Genomic DNA, 20,928 nt, shown 5'->3' with positions numbered 1-20,928 from the left:
CGCTTATGGACTCCCCCTAATCTGCTCTAGGCAATCAGGGGGAAAGCCATTAATCCATGGTGACGGGCCCTTGAATATTGTCAAAATTCAGATCGCCCGAACCAGACTCGATAATGTGTAATCCTTTGCTGTTATCGACACTAATACTTCCAGAACCATCATCGATGGTGACTAAGCCTGCCACATGATTAATGACTATCGAGCCAGAACTATCAAGCACTGACACATCGCCATTCACCTGCTGGCTCTCGATACTGCCTGAGCCATCCGTTAAGCTGATATTCCCTTCAATATTTTGCAATGCAATACCGCCTGAGCCGTCATCGATAGTTAATCCCTTAGCGCCATCGATAGTGATGCTGCCAGAGCCATCGGTAATAATCATTTCGGCGTTCACGCCACGAATCTCAATACTACCTGAGCCATCATCCAGCGTTAGTTTCATATTGGCAGGCACTTTAACCACCAGCTCCATATAGGGAGAGTTACCACTCGTCAACGAGACCCGACTGAAGGAGTCAAAATTGGCGATCAGTTTGGCATGTTGACCTTCCTGTACTAAGCTAAGCTCTGGCTCGGCGCCATCATACCCATAAATACCCGCCTCGATATGCACCTTACTGAGGCCATCAACCCCTTTAATAGTCAGCGAACCCGCCCCAGTTTCGGCTACGAGGTGTTGTAACTGTGTAGCATCAAGTGTTAACTGTTGCCTGACGGTGATAATCAAACGAGGTCCCCCCGAACCTTTTGAGGAACATTTACCCATCCCCCCCCCTTAAACCATGCGCAATAAAAAACGCAGCCTAAGCTGCGTTAATACTGATGATGCCGCAGGCCATTACTCGTCTCGCCAAACCGGATAGACCTGGTATTGCGCATCATAATAAGGGCTTCGAACATAAAACCAGCGTAATCTTGCCTGGGCATCAGCGGCAAAGGCAGGGTCTTGCAACGCTTGGGTAAATTCGGCCTGCAAGCTGGGGTCGGCCTCAAGCATTTGCGCCGCCAGCGGCTCTACCGCGTAATGCTCGATATATTCGGTGCGGGTAAATATGGGATTGAAAAAGCCCCATTGTAATAAGGAATCAGGCGACTGAGGCTCTAACAGCAATATCGCCAGATCCCCTAAAGGCTGCCGGGTATCAATCTTGACCGTGCCTGCCGGCAGTGTGGTCTGTAGCCCATGTGCGCTCAATTGCGCGCTCACTCGCTGGCGACCTTCATAATCTTGACTGCCAAACTGCGGCGCAGTTAATTGATATTGGGTCAACTTAAGCACCTTGGGTTCGGTTAGCGTTGTCATACGGATCCCATGAATTGCGAGGCGCTCAATCACATCAAGCCATTGAGGCGCAATATAATAGGCCGAGGGACGGTTGACCTTTATTTCAGCCAGAGTATTACCTATCACGGGTAAATTTTTATAGAGCTTAGGCTGGCCACTCCAACGCACCACCGGCTGACCACTGATGGGGCTGATTTCGGTGTGGTAATCAATCCCTTTGAAGTCCCACCCTTGCTGCTGTTGCTGGTCGCCCCACGTTAGGGTAATGCGATCGCTATAGCGATACCTGTCTTGCTTAATCGCCGAGCGCAGTGAAGTGGCTTGGTTGCCCACCAATTCAAGGGTGGCCGCTAACATGACATAGGTACCGAGCACTCGTTGCTTAAACGGCTTTAAACTATGATTTTCAATTAAAATCGTCGGCAGATGCCGAGCATCACCATAACCATTAGAGTAACGTGGACTGGCATTCCATAATGACATTCCCTTGCTCAAATCATTATTGTCGATAGCAAACACCAAGGGGCCCGCAATATGCCCTTGCCGCGTTAATGCCTGCTCCACATAAGGTCGGTATTGGGTCTCTAACCAACGAAAACTCGACGGGCTCAGCCCTTGAGCTAAGTTATAGCCAAAGGTGACATCATATTGATAATCGATGCCATCGGTAGCGTGTACATCGATATACAGATCGGGCTGCCATCGATTTATCGCACCCAACATATGCTGCATCTCTACTGTATCGGCCTTGGCATAATCACGATTCAAATTAAGATTGTTGGCGGTCGTGCGCCAACCCATCTCTATCGGGCCGCGCTGATTAACGCGATTATATTGACCACTGCGCTCATGGGCATCGACACTAAAAATCGGCACAAATAGCAAATTAGCCCCATCGAGCAGCGCCGCTTTATCACCCAATACCATGTCTCGCAGTAACATCATTCCGGCATCTTTACCGTCAATTTCTCCGGCGTGGATCCCAGCTTGCACTAACACTGTGGGTTTACCCGTCGCAGCCAAGGCCTCAGGGGTACCTGCCCCCTCATTCGAGGCTATCACCATCCAAATATCACGCCCCTGAGGACTCTTACCCAGCGACACCTTGTGTAACATGTCGCTACTGGCCACCAACTTATCTAACCAAACAAACGTCTCATCGTAACTTGGGCTGACCTTAAAACCGCCCTGTTCAAACGGAGTCGCCCATGGCGCGTCGCCATCGAGTAATAACGATTCACTTGCCCCATGCCACACCAAGCTAGGCGGTAGGATGGCATCGTTAACATAGGTTGTGGCAACCTGTGGGGTTGCAGTGGGTTGCTCTGCCCATACAGGCAAGCCAAACGTAAAAGGGAGTAACAGGAAAAGTGTCGATAACTGAGGGCGCATAGATGTTGACCTTACGGCTTATTTTTAGACAAACATATTTAACGAAATATCCTTTAAATGCAATACTCTAGCGCCAATAAAAAGCCCAGCAAGTGCTGGGCTTTTTGGTACGATAGAGTCAATTATGATTCTTTGTCAGCCGCCTTGGCGATAGCGGCATCACTGCCACCATTGCGCTCACGCTTACTGAAGATCCGTTCAACTATCACGAAGAAGATCGGAATAAAGAAGATCCCCAAGAAGGTTGAACTCATCATACCGCCGAGTACGCCGGTACCGATGGCGTTCTGACTACCAGAACCAACACCAGTGCTTATCGCTAACGGCACAACCCCTAGACCAAACGCCAGAGAGGTCATTAGGATAGGACGTAAACGTACCCGCACCGCGTGTAAGGTCGCTTCGACTAGGCCTGCACCTTTCTCATAGAACTCTTTAGCAAACTCGACAATCAAAATTGCGTTCTTCGTCGCTAGACCCACTGTGGTTAACAGACCTACTTGGAAGAATACGTCGTTGGGCAGGCCCCGACCATTCATCGCCAGTAGCGCACCAATGATCCCAAGCGGAACCACTAAGATAACCGCAAACGGCACAGACCAACTCTCGTACAGCGCAGCCAATACTAAGAACACGACTATGATAGAGAGTGCGTACAATGCCGGCGCCTGATTACCCGATAGGCGCTCTTCATAAGACAGGCCATTCCATTCAACACCAAATCCTGGTGGTAATTTGGCAACCATGGCTTCGATATCATCCATCGCCGCACCAGTACTATAACCCGGCGCAGTGCCCCCTTGAATGTTCATTGACGGCAAGCCGTTAAAACGCTCTAGACGCGGTGATCCATATTCCCATGAACCGGTAGCAAAGGCCGAGAAAGGCACCATTTCACCTTCGGCATTACGTACATACCAAGTATCAAGATCTTCCGGTTGCATACGGTACTGAGCATCGCCCTGTACGTACACTTTCTTCACACGACCGCGGTCGATAAAGTCATTAACGTAACTGCCGCCCCAGGCCGTGCCTAGCACACTGTTTACCGCATCGATGTCGACACTCAAGGCACGAAGCTTGGCGTGATCCACATGGATTTGATACATAGGCGCATCTTCCTGACCATTAGGACGTACACCGACCAAGTTGGGGTTTTGCGCGGCTAGCCCAAGTAACATATTACGGGCTTCAACCAACTTATCGTGGCCTTGACCATTTCTGTCTTGGAGATAGAAATCGAAACCGTTAGCGGTACCCAGTTCAATCACCGCTGGCGGCACAAAGGCAAACACAAAGGCTTCTTTCAGTTGCGAGAACATCGCCATAGAACGCCCAGCAATTGACTGAACATCTTGACCGGGTTCACCACGAACTGACCAATCTTTTAAACCGACAAACGCCAGACCCATGTTTTGACCACTACCGGCAAAACTAAAACCAGAGACACTAAACACTGAGTTAACACTGTCGCCCTCTTGGTTAAGGTAAAAGTCGGTGATTTTTTCCATCACCTTCTTGGTGCTTTCTTGAGTCGAGTTTACTGGCAAAATAGCTTGCGTGAACAAGATACCTTGGTCTTCATCCGGTAAGAAAGCGGTAGGCATGCGCATGAAAATCCAGCCTACGGCCACGGTCAATGCCAAGTAGACCAGCATGACACGTCCGGTACGCTTAATCATAGAAGCCACACTGGCCTCATAGCGCGATGTCATAGCATCGAACTTACGGTTAAACCAACCGAAGAAACCGGTTTTGACGTGCCCTTCGCCTTTCGCGATAGGCTTTAACATGGTCGCACACAGTGCCGGCGTCAGGATAATCGCCACCATCACAGACAAGGCCATGGCAGAGACAATCGTGACCGAGAACTGACGATAGATAACCCCTGTCGAGCCCGACATAAAGGCCATGGGTACGAATACCGCCGACAAGGTAAGACCGATACCCACTAGAGCGCCGGTTATCTGATCCATCGACTTACGCGTCGCTTCGAGCGGGCTCAGGCCCTCCTCTTGCATCACACGCTCAACGTTCTCCACCACCACAATCGCATCGTCCACCAGCAAACCGATGGCCAACACCATGGCGAACATGGTGAGAGTGTTAATCGAAAAGCCGGTCGCCGACAAAATGGCAAACGTACCTAACAAGACAACGGGAACCGCAATAGTTGGGATTAACGTCGCGCGGAAGTTTTGCAAGAACAGGTACATGATCACGAAGACCAAGACGACGGCTTCTAGCAAGGTGTGCACCACGCCCTCAATCGATTTTTCAACAAAAGGCGTTGTATCATAAGGATAAACAACCTCTAACCCTTGCGGGAAGAACACCTTTAATTCATCAATTTTTGCACGCACACGCTCGGCTGTCGCCAACGCATTAGCACCAGTGGCGAGCTTAATCGCTAGACCCGACGCAGGCTTACCGTTATAAAACGATTCAACCGCATAGCTTTCTGCGCCAAGCTCAACACGTGCCACATCTTCTAAGAAGACCTTAGCACCAGAGCTGTCTGCCTTGATGATGATTTTCTTAAACTCATCGGCAGTTTGTAAACGACTCTGAGCCGAAACGGTGGCGTTTAACTCTTGACCTGCAATCGCAGGCGCCCCACCTAATTGACCGGCCGACACTTGCGCATTTTGCTCACGGATCGACGCCATAATATCTTGGCTGGTCAGGTTGTATTGGGTCAGTTTTAACGGATCGAGCCAAATACGCATCGCATATTGGGCACCGAACAACTGAATCTCACCCACACCCGCTACACGGCTAATAGGGTCTTGGATATTTGAGCCAACATAGTCGGCAATATCGGTTTTACCCAATGAACCATCAGATGAAACGAAACCCAATACCATTAAAAAGCCCGAGCTCGACTTGTTAACTTTAACTCCTTGCGCCTGCACCTCTTGTGGTAACAATGGCATGGCAAGCTGCAGTTTATTTTGCACCTGCACCTGAGCAATATCAGGATCGGCCTCGGCGTTAAAGGTTAAGGTAATTTGCGCGTTACCAAAGCTGTCACTGGTTGAGGCGATATAACGTAGATTATCAATCCCCGTCATTCGCTGCTCAATCACCTGAGTAACGGTATCTTCCATGGTCTTTGCCGAAGCACCTGGATAAACAGCACTAATCACGACGGTTGGTGGCGCAATACTGGGATATTGTGACACAGGGAGCTTCATAATAGAGAGCACCCCGGCCATCATAACGATAATGGCGATCACCCAAGCAAAGATAGGGCGATCGATAAAGAAACGAGCCATAACTTTACCCTACTTTTGTGATTGCTTATCTGATTGCGCTGCGTCAATCGGTTTTCCGGTCACTGGCGCACCGGGACGAATTTTCTGTAAGCCTTCAACAATCAATTGGTCGCCAACTGTAAGACCATCGATGATACGCCATTGATGGTTGATAACTTCTGCCGTAGTCACTACGCGCGCTTCCACTTTACTTTCAGCACCTATCACCATTGCAATGGCTTGGCCTTTGGGATTGCGCGTAATCGCTTTTTGCGGAACTAAAATCGCATGCGGATCTGTGCCCGTATTTAACATGGCGCGCACATACATACCTGGCAGTAGCACCCCATCTGGATTTGGGAACTCGGCGCGTAATGTTACTGAGCCGGTATTCTCATCAACACTGACTTCTGAAAACTGCAACGTGCCCGTATATGAATATGGCGTGCCATCTTCCAGCACTAAGGTGACATCGGCGTTATCGACAGCCTGTAATGAGCCTTGCTTCAATTTAGCTTTAAGACGCAATAATTGCGCACTCGATTGAGCAATATCCACATTGATAGGATCAAGTTGCTGAATGGTCGCCAATGTTTGGCTTTGATTCGCCGTCACTAACGCCCCCGCAGTCACATTCGACTTACCAATACGACCCGAGATAGGGGCTTGAACTTGAGTGTATTCAAGGTTGATTTTTGCGGTATTAATCGCCGCTTTCGCGACGGTAACGTTAGCTAAAGCTTCTTTGTATGCCGCCTCTGCTTCATCAAATTCTTGCTGGCTAATCGCATTGGTTTTAACTAACTCTTGATAACGAGCCGCTTTAGCTTTCGCCGAGGCTAAACCTGCATTTGCACGCGCCAAATCAGCTTCAGCACTCACTAATGCTGCTTTGTAAGTAGCAGAGTCTATTTGATAAAGTGACTGTCCTTTGACAACATCAGCCCCTTCGATAAAGCTACGCTCGGTAATAATACCGGAAACTTGCGGACGGACTTCAGCTTCAAGAAACGCTTTGCTACGACCAGGCAGTTCAACCTGAATCGCTTGAGGTTGTGCCACAACCTGCATCACGCCAACTTCAAGACTTCGTGGCGCAGCTGCTGATTGACTCGGTGCCTCTTGCTTTCCACAACCCGTTATCCATAACGCCACACTTAAAACAGAGGCAATTTTCACTATTTGCCGCATGATAACTCCTAATCAAGGCCACAACAAAAAATGCCCTTTGGCAGCACAACATGCTACAGGGCAATCTTTTGGAAGCATTATTTATATTGAGACCATTTATCTCACACCTAGCGTATGTCAACAAGAACAATAACCTGCTCATTTTGTAAGTTAATGCAAATTTTTATAGGCAAGCATCGAGTGTTGTTAACAACTGGTTAAAAAAGGACGTTTACCCCCAGAAAAACACAATCTATGTAGTGAGAATGTGACACAACTCAGTATCAACCACGCTAACAACAGTAAATTTAGCATTAAGCGAACACAACCGTTCACAATTGTTCATATTTTTTGGTCGTTAGTTCATTCTCAGCATAATAGTCATTCATAAGTTCACTTTATAGTCATCACAACAAAACTTACCGTTAGCGAGATGATGATCATGAATACCGTTACAAAGCTAAAATACTCAGCCCTCATTGGCAGCTTACTACTATCAGCAGTATCCGTTGCACAAGCACAAGAAGATAATGAATTATTTGGTGGCAAACTCACGACTAAGCTTACTTTCGCATCTGACTATGTATTTCGTGGTGAATCCGAAACCATGGACGGTGATGTACCTGTGGTACAAGGTACATTAGGCTGGGGTAACGATGGCGGCTGGTATGCCGGAGTCTTCGCTTCCAATATCAAATTTGCCGATCCTAATTTAGAAATTGTCACCGCCCCCTATCTGGGTAAATTTGGCGAATTTGGCGATAGCGGTATCACCTATGATGTCATGCTATTTTCCTACCTCTATCCAGGCGCATCATACTCGAACTACACCGAGTTATGGTTGAAAGTGGGTAAACAGTTCGGCCGCACCAATGTGCAACTCGAAGTCACTCCTACGGTAGATGATTGGTTCGGTGTAGATGGCTGGCAAGGCGTCAACTACGCACTTCACCCTAGCTATACATTCGATAATGGCCTTAAGGTTTCTGGCAGTCTCGGCTATCAAGATCTTGATGGCGAAGGAGCTGAAGGTTGGAGTCACTGGAACCTTGGTGTCACTAAGGCCTTTGCCGGCTTAGACTTCGATTTGCGTTATCACGGCAGCACAGTAGATGAAGACCATAAAGTCTATGGCACACAAACAGAAATATTTGATGACCGGGTTGTTGTCGGGATCAGTAAGCACTTTTAACCGTCATTAAATTAGCGCCATAGTTTATCTCTAATAGTTTTATCTCTGCACTTTTTGCCAGCCAAAAATAGGCTGGCTTTTTTTGCATTGAAGCTAGCGATTCACTTGCCACCCTTTTTGTCATCAGATTCGGTTATCACCCACACTACAAGCCACAATGCGACTAATTTCAGCCAGCGGCAAACCGGACTCTTGCTGCCAAGTGTTAAATACCCTCTGCACCTGCGCTAAGCCACTCTTGGTGCTAAACCCGAAGTCGATTAACTTGTGCGCCTGAAAATAACCTTTAATATCATCAGATAATAGCAAGGTATCTTTGCCTATCGCGCGTAAAAAGTAGGCTCCGGTATTGCCGCCAAGACGATTACCGCGACGCTTGAGTTCGCTCCATAGACCTGTAATATCATCACTTGGCCAGTCGGCGATAAACTGGGCAAAACTGCCATACTCGAGTTTAATCTCGTGCACCATTAATGCGTTGTCATAAATGGCCATGGTTTTCTTTAGGTGCCTGATAAGGTTCTCATCACTGGCTCTTTGCTGCAGCTGCTCAGGTGAAAGCATTAATACCTTATGCGGCTCAAAATCAAAAAATGCCTGCTCGTAAGCTGGCCATTTATTATCGACAATGCGCCACACAAAACCACACTGGAACACCTTTTTACAGAGTTCAGACAGTAGCTGGCCGTCGCTGTAACGCTTAATTGAATCGTCAGACTCCACCACAGGCATCAAGCGTTTTAATGCAGCCTTCCCCCCTTTACGTTGGCAGGCCCGCTCGTAAATTTTCTCAAAAGATTCCAAAATAACGTCTCTCTAATCTTGGTCGTTTTACCAATAGGACAACTAATAGCCATTGCCCGTCGATTAACCACTCAATACCCCTCAGAAGCACAAAGCGATCATTTACAATGACAATCCCCCCTTGTTATCGGGTTAGCACCCTGACTAATTAGGCTATCTAAGTAACCAATAAATATTTTATAGGCTAATTTTATTATTAAGATTAAACAATAAATGGAAATTAGACTGTATGGATGCCTCACAACTCTATCGCATGTTGGTATTTGCCAATGTCGTTGAGCAGGGTTCGCTCACAGCGGCGGCAACACAACTTGGGATCAGCCGCTCTATGGTGAGCCAACACCTTAAACGGCTTGAGAGCCGTTGCCAGCAGACACTGCTAAAGCGCACCACTCGCACGCAATTGCTCACTCAGGCAGGACAGCAGTTTTATTCCTACTGTGCCGAAGTACTGTTACTGGCAAAACAAGCTGATGCGTTACTACTCCCAGAAGATAAACAACTGCAAGGTAAGCTTACTATTGCAGCACCAGTTGCCTTAGGTGAGCACTTATTGGCGCCGATACTGGCAGACTTCCATCAGCATTACCCTTTGCTCAACCTGTCACTGCTATTTACAGATAACAGCCGCGACTGGCCAGAACAGCATATTGATGTCGCGATTCAAGTTGGCCAGCCAGACAAGCGCCTCTGGATGACAGTCGAGCTGGCTAAAGAACAGTATTCATTAGTGGCCAGCCCCAGCTATATCAGTCGTTATGGCAAGCCATTACATCCCGACAGTTTACCCCACCATCAGTGGTTAATGCAGGGGACGCATAGCCGGCCTCGTAGCTATCAGTTTCATCACCGCGATGGCTGCGTATTTTTATTGCAGCTGAGCCCTACCATAAGCTGTAATACCTTGCAGGCAACATTAACACTCGCTAAAGCGGGGTTGGGACTGGCTGTCCTTCCCGATTATTTGCTCAATAGCACAACACATCAGGGGGCATTAATACCGCTGCTGCCCGACTATCAGCTACAGCACAATACCATTTACGCCGTGCATGGCTATCACCGTACTCTGCCGCCAAGAGTAAGGTTAATACTAACGTTTTTACAGCGCAGGTTTAATGTGAAAAACTCGACCGTAAAGCAAAAAGCAGACTAAAGTTAGGGTATCAATTGGCGGCGCATGGCAATAAGTTAAGATGGAACTGTTTTATCATCCACTTTCAAGGTACTCACAAAAAGTACTGGTGGCGTTTTATGAAAAACAGGCCAACTTCTATCCTAGAGTTATCGACGTCAAGGATCCTTACTCACGTAATGCTTTTAAACAACAATACCCTTTAGGTAAGTTACCCCTACTCAAAACACCTTCGGGCAAATTACTGCCCGAATCCAGCATTATTATCGAGTATATTGATCATCAATTCGCCACAGGTACCCAGCTTATTCCTGCAGACTTTGAACATGCATTACAGGTCAGGCTGTGCGATCGTATTATTGATAACGATATAAGCAACAAGCTATATATGATTGAAAAAATGCAAATGCGCGCCGAACAAACCCCATTGAAAATCAAACAACTTGAAAATGACATTGTGGCCAGCCTGAGTAGCTTAAATGAACAATTGGGTCATTATCACTGGTTATGTGGTGATGCGTTTACCATGGCAGATTGTGCGCTAATCCCATCCATCATCGACGTCAGAAAGCGCTTTAAGCTGTACCAATTTGATCAACTTAATCGCTATCTGCACCAAGCTGAAAATCGCGGCTCATGGATGCAGGTTCAACAAGAGATTGAGCTGGCGAAGACAAGTGCGCAGGGAGGCTTTCGCCCTATTCCCTAATGCTACCAGCTCATCGATTTGAGATACGTTATAGATTACGTTCTTTTTTCAGCTGCAAGAATGCTTTCCACTTTACCACCTCAGGAGGCAGCTCTGGCGCGGGGCCTTCAAAACCCGCTTCTTTTACCATAGTAGCAATGGGTATCTGCTTGCGATCGCACACAAAGACGCCGCGCACATGGACGATACAACGCAGGATATTTTCGCTCACAAATCGCTGCTCAATATAAAAGTATTTGTCATCCCAGCCGACCACCTTACTTTGCACTTCAAATTTTCTCAGCGGCTTAATATCGCGAATATAAGTAAATTCCGCCGCATTGACGATGGGCATCCATTTGAGCTTAAGAAAGCGTTTCAACAACCCCATTTCTGCCAACATGTAGGTTCTGGCCAGATCCATAAAGGCGGGGTAACGTGAATTGGTAAGATGAAAGTTGATATCACAATCCAAAGGTAACGCACGATAATCAATCGTACTGGTACCGAGAAAATCAATACTACGACAATGGCGAACACGCCATAACATCAACCAAATCAAGCGAAAATACAGATTCATTACATTAGCGTCCTTTAAAATGAAGCCGAAAGGCTAGCAGAGGTCATACCTGATAACAAGCAAGATATCGGCCTGCACTTCAGTCGTAATGACACGGGCAAGTACAGTGTTTCTTAGTCTAATAAGCACAAAAAAAGAGCCATGATGGCTCTTTTAAACTCACGGTAATCTAACGCTATCTGGTAAGGTTAATAAGGTGCTCACCATATACTTTCACATCGTCCCAATCCGTGTAATCGATAACGGCTTTAGGGTCGGTTGGCCCATGAGTGATCTTCATGATCAGTTGGATCATCAATCTGTCATACCAACGCCAAGAGGGGTAATCAACCTTGCCTGCAATCACTTTGACATCTTTAGGTTTCCAAGGTGACAACTCAATGAATTTTTGCAGGTATTTATTGTTTTCAGGCACACGTTTCTCGGGATTACGCGCGACAACGTTAACACTAAAAAAGCTATTGGGTCTTGAGGCTAGCTGCTGCTGATATTGAGTCGCAAAGGCAAATACCGATTTATCATAACTGCCGTAAAGCACGCAGGCGCCTAAAGCAACGCAATCATACTTATCCCAGTCAATCGTCTCGACATGGCCTATCTGCACCACATCGCATTGATGCCCTTGCTGGCGAATATGTGTTGCTATTGCTTGGGTAATTTTGGCTGTATGCCCGCCACGAGAATAGTAAATAAGTAACACTGAAGCCATATCGCACCCATAATCAAAACCAGTTAAATTACATTGTTACAGCTTAATGCTTTGAAAACATATCAATGGATCACAAATTAGTTAAGGGTTTTGTGAAATATGCCACCTAATCATTAAAAAAATCGCGGTACAATATCTCAATTAAAATACTGATTAAGCTTGTAGACTCACAAATTGAGTTCGAGCTATAGACTAAGTATCATTGCCTTAAGCTGGCCGTTCAATTAGAGTCACCTAATCAAGTAGAGTGTAAGAGACTAACCTATGCAAAAAGATATCGATGTAGATACCATGGTCACCAATGCTCAAAGTGCTGCCAAGTGGCTCAAGGCGATTGCCAATCCCTACCGCCTGATGATCTTATGTCAGTTACTTGATAATGAACTCAGCGTCACTCAGCTTAATGAAACTGTGCCACTGAGTCAGTCGGCGTTATCTCAGCATCTGGCCGTGCTGCGCGCCGAAGATCTGGTCGCGACGCGCAAGAGTTCACAGATTGTCTATTACACCCTGAAAAACGAGCAGGTTACCGAGGTTATTTCGATTCTTTATAAACGCTACTGTGCCTAAGGCTGAGTAGCGCTACTCGCTGCGTTATCGCTCACTAAAAGCTTTACCAAAGGCTTTTACCTTGTCCCAATTAGTAAATTCGAAGGTGCCAGTCGTATCAGTTGGTCCTTTGGTGATCCACATGATGAATCGAATCATAAACTTGTCAAAAAAACGATATTTAGGGTAGTCAATCTTACCGGCAAAAACACCTAGTTGCTGCGGCTGCCATAACGACAGCTGTAAAAACTTTTTCATATAAGGGTTAGTTTCTGGGGTGTTTTTTTCCGGTTTTCTGGCCACCACATTAACGGTGAAAAAAGCGTTTTTCTTGCTATTTAACACGGCGCGATGACGGTTAACATATTGCAGCAGTTCGGGTCTATGCTTGCCATAACGAATGCTGGCACCAATCAGCACCTTATCAAAATAAGACAGATTAACTGCCTGCGCTTCTTCCAATGAAACCACGGTTACCATTTGCGTTTCAGCCTGACAGATCTCTTGGATTTGGTCACAAATCGCCTTGGTTTGCCCATCCACTGTCGAATAAATAATTAATGTACGGCTCATCAATTCTTCCAAAAAGTAGGTGTAAATAACACCAATAAAGTAAACACTTCTAAACGACCAAATAGCATCGCGACCACGAGCACCCACTTGGCACCATCGCCGATACTGGCATAATTACTCGCCACCTCACCTAGTCCTGGACCTAAGTTATTTAAGCAAGCCGCGGTAGCACTAAAGGCGGTAATATTATCCAGCCCCAACGCCATCAGTATCAACATACAAACGACAAAAACCAGCGCATAGGCAGAAAAGAACCCCCATACCGCATCGATCACCCGATCAGGTAACGCCTTGCCATTAATTCGAATCGAGAACATGCCACGAGGGTGCACCAAACGCTTAAGTTCGCGCGATCCTTGCAGCAAGAGTAAGATGACTCGCATCACTTTGATACCGCCGGCGGTAGAGCCCCCACAGCCTCCGATAAAGCTAGAAAAAATCAGTAGCATTGGCAAAAATAGCGGCCACATGTGAAAGCTTTCGGTGCCAAAACCTGCAGTGGTGGAAATGGATACCGCTTGAAACAGGGCAAAATCGAAGGTTTCTTCGGGACTATCATAGATCCCTGAATGATAGAGAGTCGCAAAACAGATCAGGGTGAGGGTGAGCTGAACAACCAATAAAGCTTTAAATTCGGCGTCGCGAAAATAGACTTTTAGATTAATGCCACGACGGGTAAATGCCGCAAAATGCAGACTAAAATTTAGTGCAGCAATCAATAAAAACACCACACACACCATGTTAATTGCCGTACTATCGAAGTAGCCCATACTGGCATCATGGGTAGAAAAACCGCCAATCGCAATGGTCGAGAATGAATGACATATCGCATCAAATAGATCCATGCCGGCAAGCCAATAAGCAAATGCACACGCAATGGTCAATGCTAGGTAGATATACCACAATGCTTTTGCCGATTCGGCGATTCTTGGGGTCATCTTACTGTCTTTAACGGGGCCAGGAATTTCAGCGCGATAGAGCTGCATCCCCCCAACACCCAGTACGGGTAAGATGGCAACCGCTAGCACAATGATCCCCATGCCGCCCAACCATTGCAATAGATGGCGGTAAAACAAGATCGCCTTGGGCAGATCATCTAACCCCACCAAAACTGTAGCCCCAGTGGTGGTTAAACCTGAAAAAGACTCAAAGAAGCTGTCTGCAAGAGATAAGTCTGGTTGACTAGAGAAAATAAAGGGCACTGCACCAATCGATCCCAGCACGCCCCAAAATAACACGACCAACAAAAAACCTTCGCGGGTTCGCAGGTCTTTCTTGTGGTGACGATTGGGGTACCAAAGCACGAAGCCGAGCAATAAACTCAGAAAAAAAGCCTGAATAAACGCCGCGCCGCCACCATCCTTGTAGATCACGGCGACGAGCGCTGGGGGAAGTAGCGATAAAGAAAACAGGCCCATCAACAGCCCGGTAATTCTTATGATTGTTCTATATTGCATCTGGGCTTTCTATTAGTCCTTTAGCGGCATCATGCACAATCGGCCATTTTCGCACATATTTAACATGCTGTTGTATAAAATTTATAACCCTAATACGTAACCCAACCAAGGCAATGATCAAAAACCAAGCGCTTTTATCTTTAAAGCTTTAGCGCAGAGCTAATTTGACCATATTTATATTACCCAGAATAATGACAGTTACTCGGTAAACTGCACTTTCAATTGGCCTTGACTGATGGTGGCTAACTCTTGCGCAAATATTTGCTGACGCCCTTTGGGTATCTCAAAATGTAGCTGTACCTTATCTGAAAATATTTTGTCGGTGATCAGCCCTTCACCACGCTCTAAAAAGTGCTCCACATCCTTAAGCTGATGATACTCACACACTAACTGACCGGGATAACGGATTAATTTAAGTTCGGTCTCCAGCTGCGTGAGCCCTTGCTTAATGCCCGCACTATAGGCTCTCACCAATCCACCGACGCCGAGCTTAGTACCACCAAAGTAGCGCACCACTATGGCACCAATCTCACCAACATTGGCCCCTTGTAACGTGGCTAACATCGGCCGTCCAGCACTCCCTGCAGGCTCACCATCATCACTTGAGCCCATCGTTACTGTATTACTGGGGTCAGCGGCGATAAAAGCATAACAATAATGATTAGCTCCAGGATACTCAGCCTTGACGTTAGTAAGCACACACTTCAGAGTTTGTTCAGATGAGCAATGAAACAGTACGGAGATAAAACGACTGTGTTTTATCTCCTGTTCTATCACTAGGCGCTGAGCCGGAATAAGATAACTTTCACTCAACTATTATTAACCCTTAACCGTGAAGACCTAAATTACGGGTCATATTTTCAGTATGATCATGGTGAACAATCACATTATCTTCAATACGGATGCCACCAAATGGACGTAACATAGCCACCTTATCCCAATTAATCTGTTGCTGACGAGTATCCTGCTTTAAGGTGTCGAGTAAGGTATCAATGATGTACAACCCAGGCTCAATGGTTAGCACTTGATTGGCTGCTAATGTGCGCGTGCAGCGTAAAAATGGGTGTGCCTCTGGCGCAGGAATATGAGTACCACGCTCATCATGCAAGAAGCCTCCCATATCATGTACCTGCAATCCAAGCATGTGGCCTAAGCCGTGAGGGAAAAACACACTGGTGATCCCCTGCTCTACCAAGCCCTGCTTATCACCAGTAGCTAAATTGAAATCCAGTAGAATTTGCGCCAATTTATGGTGAGTTTCTATGTGTAGATCAACATATTTTACCCCGGGTCGCATCATGTCGATAATCGCTAGCTGCAGTTGTTCCATCGCCACGATCAGCTCGCCAAAGCGATTTTTTTCAAAGGCGTAGGTGCGAGTAATGTCGGCGGCATAACCATGAAAGTTAGCACCGGCATCAATCAAAAAAGATAAACGCTGAGCAGGCACCTGATGCTCTAGTGCGGTGTAATGTAATATCGCAGCATTTTGGTTAAGTGCCACAATATTGCCATAGGGCATCTCATTTTCACTCTGATCAACCGCATTGAGGTAAGCTTGTTGGATTTGAAACTCGCTGCCGCCACCGTAAAACGCACTCTTAGCAGCCTCATGCCCTTTCACTGCAATTTCATTGGCTTTGCGCATGCAGGCTAGTTCATATTGTGTTTTCGTTGCACGATGATAGTGCAAATAACTCATTACGGCATCGGGATTACGCGATGTAAACCCTAATACTTCGGCAACCTCCAAATGTTCGCCAATATAGGCCCAGTTACCAATATCATTAGGCAAAAAATCGGCTATTTTGTCGGCTTTGGTGAGTAGCTTAACTTCAATTTCACTGGTCCAAAATGCATCAGGAAGGTCAGCCACTTTATGCCAAAAATCCACTGGACGATAAAAAATCAGCTGTGGTTTATCCTTACCATTAACCAATAACCAGCAATGGGGATTATCGATAACGGGTAACCACGCCTTAAAATGTGGATTAACCTTAAACGGGTAATCCATATCGTCTAAAAACTGACGATGAGGCTGACCTGAATGGATCACCAATCCAGACAGTTTTTCCCTCTCTATAATCTCAGCAACGCGATGATTTAACTCAAGGATATGGTCAGGGTAAAGGGTAGCTAAATTTTCCATGTCTATGTTCCTATTATTATTTTATGGCACACGTCTAGATGCTTAACACCTAGGCGTCAGTGGCGGCGACAATATTGACGTCAGTCTAACATAAAGCACAAAATTCAGCCTAACCGAAGAAAATTAAACAACCGTTTAAATTGGGTGTTGAAATTTTCTCGATTTAGACGCACACTGAGCAGCAACTGGTCAAATGATGGCCTGCTGTAAGATAGAGATTTTACCTACGTCATACAAAATCAATAGTAGGTAGTGCTCTTTAAAGCAATAAGGAAGCAAGCAATGATCTACCAAAGTCCTACGATTCAGGTTGAACAACTTGAAGACAATATCGCTCGGCTCTGTTTTAACGCCGCAGGCTCAGTGAACAAATTTGACAGAGAAACCTTAACGTCTCTCGATGCCGCATTAGATGCCATTAAGCAACAGCCAAACCTTAAAGGCTTAATGCTGGCGTCTGGAAAGGATGCATTTATTGTCGGCGCAGATATCACCGAATTTTTAGGTCTGTTCGCACAAGATGATGCCGTACTGCTCAATTGGTTAGAAGAAGCTAACAAGATCTTTAATAAGCTTGAAGATTTGCCCTTCCCAACCATCTCAGCAATCAAAGGCTTTGCATTAGGCGGTGGCTGTGAAACCATTTTAGCAACCGATATGCGCGTGGCTGATACCACGGCTCGCATTGGTCTGCCCGAAACTAAACTGGGTATTATTCCTGGTTTTGGCGGCACGGTACGTCTACCTCGCGTCATTGGCGCAGACAACGCGCTTGAGTGGATCACCACAGGTAAAGATCAACGCCCAGAAGCGGCATTAAAAGTCGGCGCTATCGATGCTGTTGTTGCACCAGAAGCGCTAGAAACCGCAGCGATTCAAATGCTTAACCATGCCATTGCCGAGAAGATTGATTGGCAATCACGTCGTAACCGTAAATTATCTCCACTCACGCTACCTAAGCTTGAAGCAATGATGTCATTTGCCACAGCTAAAGGCATGGTCTTTCAGGTTGCAGGCAAACATTACCCAGCCCCAATGACTGCGGTTGATATAATAGAGCAAGCCGCAGGCGCTAAGCGAGCTGAAGCGCTACAAATCGAACATCAGGCATTTCTTAAACTGGCTAAAACCGAAGTTGCTCAAGCACTTATCGGTATATTCCTTAATGATCAACTCGTTAAAGGAAAGGCAAAGAAAGCTTCTAAGCAAGCTAAACCCGTAAACAGTGCCGCAGTGTTGGGCGCAGGCATCATGGGCGGTGGTATTGCCTATCAAAGTGCCAGCAAAGGCACGCCAATCGTCATGAAAGATATCGCTCAGCCAGCACTTGAACTTGGTTTAGGCGAAGCATCTAAACTACTGACAGCGCAAATCAAACGTGGACGCTCGACTCCAGAGAAGATGGCTGCAGTACTGAATAACATCACTGCCACACTCGATTACAGTGCGGTAAAACAAGCCGATGTTGTTGTTGAAGCCGTTGTTGAGCATCCAAAAGTGAAAGCCACGGTATTGGCTGAAGTCGAAGAGCATGTCAGTGAAGATGCTATTATCGCCTCCAACACATCAACCATCTCAATCAATCTATTGGCTAAGAGCCTTAAGAAACCTGAGCGTTTCTGCGGTATGCATTTCTTTAACCCAGTACACAAGATGCCTTTGGTTGAAGTTATCCGTGGTGAAAATAGTTCAGAAGAGACGATTGCATCCGTTGTGGCTTATGCTGCCAAAATGGGGAAAACCCCTATTGTTGTTAACGACTGCCCAGGCTTCTTCGTGAACCGCGTGCTATTTCCTTATTTTGCCGGCTTTAGTGGCCTACTTGCCGATGGCGCCGATTTTGCGGCTATCGACAAGGTAATGGAAAAGCAGTTTGGTTGGCCAATGGGCCCTGCTTATCTGCTCGACGTAGTAGGTCTAGATACCGGCCACCACGCACAAGCAGTGATGGCTGAAGGTTTCCCCGACAGAATGGGCAAAACCGGTAAAGATGCGATTGATGTAATGTTTGAAGCGCAGCGTTTTGGACAAAAAAATGCCAAAGGTTTCTATCAGTACTCTGTCGATCGCCGTGGTAAGCCAAAGAAAGATATCGATCCTGTAAGTTATGAACTCCTAGGTAATACCTTTGGTGAACTCAAAGAGTTCACCAAAGAGGAAATCATTGCTCGCACTATGATCCCAATGATTATCGAAACAGTACGCTGCCTCGAAGAAGGCATCATTGCCACCCCAGCTGAAGCTGATATGGGGCTGGTTTACGGTCTTGGTTTCCCTCCATTTAGAGGGGGTGTGTTCCGTTACATCGACACCATGAGCGTAGCTAATTTTGTTGCATTAGCCGACAAATATGCTCACCTAGGCGGTCTGTACCAAGTAACAGACAAGATGCGTGAACTTGCTGCCAACAACGGTAGCTACTACCAAGCCTAATCAGCCGGAAGGAATAGAATAATGAAACAAGCAGTTATTGTAGATTGCATCCGTACTCCTATGGGCCGCTCTAAAGCTGGAGTATTTAGAAACGTTCGTGCAGAGACCTTGTCGGCCGAACTAATGAAAGCGTTACTGGTTCGTAACCCACAACTTGACCCTAATACCATTGAAGATGTGATTTGGGGCTGTGTACAGCAAACCTTAGAGCAAGGCTTCAACATCGCGCGTAATGCCGCCCTACTGGCTGGTATTCCTAAGCAAGCGGGCGCTGTCACCATCAACCGTCTTTGTGGTTCATCAATGGAAGCCATGCATCAAGCTGCTCGCGCCATCATGACGGGCATGGGTGATACCTTTATTGTCGGTGGCGTTGAACACATGGGTCACGTGCCGATGAATCACGGTGTCGATTTCCACCCAGGCCTTGCCAACAACGTGGCTAAAGCCTCGGGCATGATGGGGCTAACCGCCGAGATGCTAGGTAAGATGCACGGCATCACCCGCCAGCAGCAAGATGAGTTTGCCGTACGCTCTCATCAACGCGCCTATGCGGCCACCGTTGAAGGACGCTTTGCTAACGAAATCCATGCAATTGAGGGTCACGATGCCAGCGGTGCTCTTGTAAAGGTATACCACGATGAAGTCATTCGTCCTGAAACCACACTAGAATCACTTGCAGGTCTTCGCCCTGTATTTGACCCAGCTAACGGCACAGTAACGGCAGGGACTTCTTCGGCATTGTCTGACGGTGCCTCGGCTATGCTGGTGATGGAAGAAGAGAAAGCGAAAGCGCTTGGTCTACCAATCCGCGCCCGCATTCGCTCTATGGCTGTTGCCGGCTGTGATGCAGCAATCATGGGTTACGGCCCCGTTCCTGCCACACAAAAAGCACTTGCCCGTGCAGGTCTCACCATTAATGACCTTGATGTGATTGAGCTTAACGAAGCCTTCGCAGCACAATCACTACCTTGTGTTAAAGATCTTGGATTGATGGATGTGGTCGACGAAAAGATTAACCTTAACGGTGGTGCGATTGCACTGGGTCACCCATTAGGCTGTTCAGGTACACGTATCTCTACCACCTTAATCAATCTCATGGAAAGTAAGGATGCTAACTTAGGCTTAGCCACAATGTGTATTGGTTTGGGTCAAGGTATCGCAACGGTATTTGAACGCGTTTAACGCCAACTACCCATCACCGTTATAAAAAATCGAGTAGCTAATAGCTTACTCGATTTTTTTTGGCTGTTTCACGTGAAACAGGCTTGAGAAAAGTTCACCGTGATGAGAACAATAGCTGATGAACATTATCGATATTCAACCATTGGTTAGGGTATTTTTGTCGATACTGCATATCGAAAACAAAGACGAGTAACCCAAGGTTCTCAATGCATTGTCGGACAGGCTAAACAACTCAATATTAATCATCTATACCTACAGATAGAAAGTAAAAATGTCGGCCTTTATCACAGTCAAGGTTGGCAAACGATAGCTAAAATTCCTTATCATGCGTTGACACTTTCGGTCATGCACCGACGCCTATAAAGAAAGA

17 protein-coding genes are annotated in these 20,928 nt (G+C 46.6%); 6 read left to right on the top strand and 11 right to left on the bottom strand.

Annotated elements, in window-relative coordinates; translation table 11 throughout:
- Positions 1-49: 49 nt before the first annotated feature.
- From AC5YBX_RS00155 to AC5YBX_RS00140, 4 genes are all read right to left on the bottom strand, one after another.
- Positions 50-769: a DUF4097 family beta strand repeat-containing protein gene (locus AC5YBX_RS00155; protein WP_494524204.1), complete on the bottom strand. Its 720-nt coding sequence runs from the start codon at positions 767-769 to the stop codon at positions 50-52.
- Positions 770-841: 72 nt separating this feature from the next.
- The gene (locus AC5YBX_RS00150) at positions 842-2,680 is read right to left on the bottom strand and encodes a M14 family metallopeptidase (protein WP_494524203.1); all 1,839 of its coding nucleotides are present in this window, start codon (positions 2,678-2,680) and stop codon (positions 842-844) included.
- 122 nt (positions 2,681-2,802) lie between these two features.
- Positions 2,803-5,958, bottom strand: a complete 3,156-nt coding sequence (locus AC5YBX_RS00145; protein ID WP_494524202.1) for an efflux RND transporter permease subunit — start codon at positions 5,956-5,958, stop codon at positions 2,803-2,805.
- Between the two features lie 9 nt (positions 5,959-5,967).
- The gene (locus AC5YBX_RS00140) at positions 5,968-7,128 is read right to left on the bottom strand and encodes an efflux RND transporter periplasmic adaptor subunit (RefSeq protein WP_494520410.1); all 1,161 of its coding nucleotides are present in this window, start codon (positions 7,126-7,128) and stop codon (positions 5,968-5,970) included.
- A 412-nt stretch (positions 7,129-7,540) separates the two neighbouring features.
- Between AC5YBX_RS00140 and AC5YBX_RS00135 the strand changes: the two genes are divergently transcribed.
- Complete coding sequence (locus AC5YBX_RS00135) at positions 7,541-8,299, top strand: TorF family putative porin (protein ID WP_494520411.1); 759 nt, start codon at positions 7,541-7,543, stop codon at positions 8,297-8,299.
- A 123-nt stretch (positions 8,300-8,422) separates the two neighbouring features.
- Here the strand turns inward: AC5YBX_RS00135 and AC5YBX_RS00130 are convergent, their stop codons facing one another.
- On the bottom strand, positions 8,423-9,103 hold the full coding sequence (locus tag AC5YBX_RS00130; RefSeq protein WP_494520412.1) for a DNA-3-methyladenine glycosylase I: 681 nt from the start codon (positions 9,101-9,103) through the stop codon (positions 8,423-8,425).
- A gap of 229 nt (positions 9,104-9,332) precedes the next feature.
- Here AC5YBX_RS00130 and AC5YBX_RS00125 point away from each other — a divergent pair, with 229 nt between their 5' ends.
- Both AC5YBX_RS00125 and AC5YBX_RS00120 read left to right on the top strand, forming a co-directional pair.
- Positions 9,333-10,256, top strand: coding sequence for a LysR family transcriptional regulator (locus AC5YBX_RS00125; RefSeq protein WP_494520413.1), 924 nt, complete (start codon positions 9,333-9,335; stop codon positions 10,254-10,256).
- A 40-nt stretch (positions 10,257-10,296) separates the two neighbouring features.
- The gene (locus AC5YBX_RS00120; protein WP_494520414.1) at positions 10,297-10,944 is read left to right on the top strand and encodes a glutathione S-transferase family protein; all 648 of its coding nucleotides are present in this window, start codon (positions 10,297-10,299) and stop codon (positions 10,942-10,944) included.
- 28 nt (positions 10,945-10,972) lie between these two features.
- Here AC5YBX_RS00120 and AC5YBX_RS00115 read toward each other — a convergent pair whose 3' ends face one another.
- The gene (locus tag AC5YBX_RS00115) at positions 10,973-11,503 is read right to left on the bottom strand and encodes a thioesterase family protein (RefSeq protein WP_494520415.1); all 531 of its coding nucleotides are present in this window, start codon (positions 11,501-11,503) and stop codon (positions 10,973-10,975) included.
- Positions 11,504-11,678: 175 nt separating this feature from the next.
- Positions 11,679-12,212, bottom strand: a complete 534-nt coding sequence (gene hemG / locus AC5YBX_RS00110) for a menaquinone-dependent protoporphyrinogen IX dehydrogenase (protein WP_494520416.1) — start codon at positions 12,210-12,212, stop codon at positions 11,679-11,681.
- Between the two features lie 264 nt (positions 12,213-12,476).
- Between hemG (AC5YBX_RS00110) and AC5YBX_RS00105 the strand changes: the two genes are divergently transcribed.
- Positions 12,477-12,782, top strand: a complete 306-nt coding sequence (locus AC5YBX_RS00105) for an ArsR/SmtB family transcription factor (RefSeq protein ID WP_028763438.1) — start codon at positions 12,477-12,479, stop codon at positions 12,780-12,782.
- 24 nt (positions 12,783-12,806) lie between these two features.
- Here the strand turns inward: AC5YBX_RS00105 and hemG (AC5YBX_RS00100) are convergent, their stop codons facing one another.
- The 4 genes from hemG (AC5YBX_RS00100) to pepQ form a co-directional block, all read right to left on the bottom strand.
- Positions 12,807-13,334, bottom strand: coding sequence for a menaquinone-dependent protoporphyrinogen IX dehydrogenase (gene hemG / locus AC5YBX_RS00100; protein WP_494520417.1), 528 nt, complete (start codon positions 13,332-13,334; stop codon positions 12,807-12,809).
- Positions 13,334-14,791 (bottom strand): TrkH family potassium uptake protein, encoded by a 1,458-nt coding sequence (locus AC5YBX_RS00095; protein WP_494520418.1) that lies wholly within the window; start codon positions 14,789-14,791, stop codon positions 13,334-13,336. Before AC5YBX_RS00095 ends, hemG (AC5YBX_RS00100) begins: the two co-directional genes overlap by 1 nt.
- Positions 14,792-14,989: 198 nt before the next feature.
- Complete coding sequence (locus tag AC5YBX_RS00090) at positions 14,990-15,604, bottom strand: YigZ family protein (protein WP_494520419.1); 615 nt, start codon at positions 15,602-15,604, stop codon at positions 14,990-14,992.
- A 13-nt stretch (positions 15,605-15,617) separates the two neighbouring features.
- Positions 15,618-16,940: a Xaa-Pro dipeptidase gene (gene pepQ / locus AC5YBX_RS00085; protein WP_494524201.1), complete on the bottom strand. Its 1,323-nt coding sequence runs from the start codon at positions 16,938-16,940 to the stop codon at positions 15,618-15,620.
- Between the two features lie 282 nt (positions 16,941-17,222).
- Here pepQ and fadB point away from each other — a divergent pair, with 282 nt between their 5' ends.
- A complete protein-coding gene (gene fadB / locus AC5YBX_RS00080; protein WP_494520420.1) occupies positions 17,223-19,373 on the top strand; it encodes a fatty acid oxidation complex subunit alpha FadB in 2,151 nt (716 codons plus the stop codon).
- 21 nt (positions 19,374-19,394) lie between these two features.
- On the top strand, positions 19,395-20,558 hold the full coding sequence (gene fadA, locus AC5YBX_RS00075) for an acetyl-CoA C-acyltransferase FadA (protein WP_494520421.1): 1,164 nt from the start codon (positions 19,395-19,397) through the stop codon (positions 20,556-20,558).
- Positions 20,559-20,928 lie beyond the last annotated feature (370 nt).

The sequence above is a fragment of the Shewanella sp. 492 genome (assembly GCF_059338445.1).
The sequence above is the reverse complement of the archived record's forward strand: the minus strand, read 5'-3'. Positions and strand labels throughout refer to the sequence as shown.

Bases quoted from the DNA above. Each gene is read 5' to 3' on its own strand.
- hemG (WP_494520416.1), bottom strand. From the start codon at position 12,212: ATGGCTTCAGTGTTACTTATTTACTATTCTCGTGGCGGGCATACAGCC.
- hemG (WP_494520417.1), bottom strand. From the start codon at position 13,334: ATGAGCCGTACATTAATTATTTATTCGACAGTGGATGGGCAAACCAAG.
- AC5YBX_RS00120 (WP_494520414.1), top strand. From the start codon at position 10,297: ATGGAACTGTTTTATCATCCACTTTCAAGGTACTCACAAAAAGTACTG.
- AC5YBX_RS00105 (WP_028763438.1), top strand. From the start codon at position 12,477: ATGCAAAAAGATATCGATGTAGATACCATGGTCACCAATGCTCAAAGT.
- AC5YBX_RS00140 (WP_494520410.1), bottom strand. From the start codon at position 7,128: ATGCGGCAAATAGTGAAAATTGCCTCTGTTTTAAGTGTGGCGTTATGG.
- AC5YBX_RS00095 (WP_494520418.1), bottom strand. From the start codon at position 14,791: ATGCAATATAGAACAATCATAAGAATTACCGGGCTGTTGATGGGCCTG.
- AC5YBX_RS00125 (WP_494520413.1), top strand. From the start codon at position 9,333: ATGGATGCCTCACAACTCTATCGCATGTTGGTATTTGCCAATGTCGTT.
- AC5YBX_RS00135 (WP_494520411.1), top strand. From the start codon at position 7,541: ATGATGATCATGAATACCGTTACAAAGCTAAAATACTCAGCCCTCATT.
- AC5YBX_RS00150 (WP_494524203.1), bottom strand. From the start codon at position 2,680: ATGCGCCCTCAGTTATCGACACTTTTCCTGTTACTCCCTTTTACGTTT.
- AC5YBX_RS00155 (WP_494524204.1), bottom strand. From the start codon at position 769: ATGGGTAAATGTTCCTCAAAAGGTTCGGGGGGACCTCGTTTGATTATC.
- fadA (WP_494520421.1), top strand. From the start codon at position 19,395: ATGAAACAAGCAGTTATTGTAGATTGCATCCGTACTCCTATGGGCCGC.
- fadB (WP_494520420.1), top strand. From the start codon at position 17,223: ATGATCTACCAAAGTCCTACGATTCAGGTTGAACAACTTGAAGACAAT.
- AC5YBX_RS00145 (WP_494524202.1), bottom strand. From the start codon at position 5,958: ATGGCTCGTTTCTTTATCGATCGCCCTATCTTTGCTTGGGTGATCGCC.
- pepQ (WP_494524201.1), bottom strand. From the start codon at position 16,940: ATGGAAAATTTAGCTACCCTTTACCCTGACCATATCCTTGAGTTAAAT.
- AC5YBX_RS00115 (WP_494520415.1), bottom strand. From the start codon at position 11,503: ATGAATCTGTATTTTCGCTTGATTTGGTTGATGTTATGGCGTGTTCGC.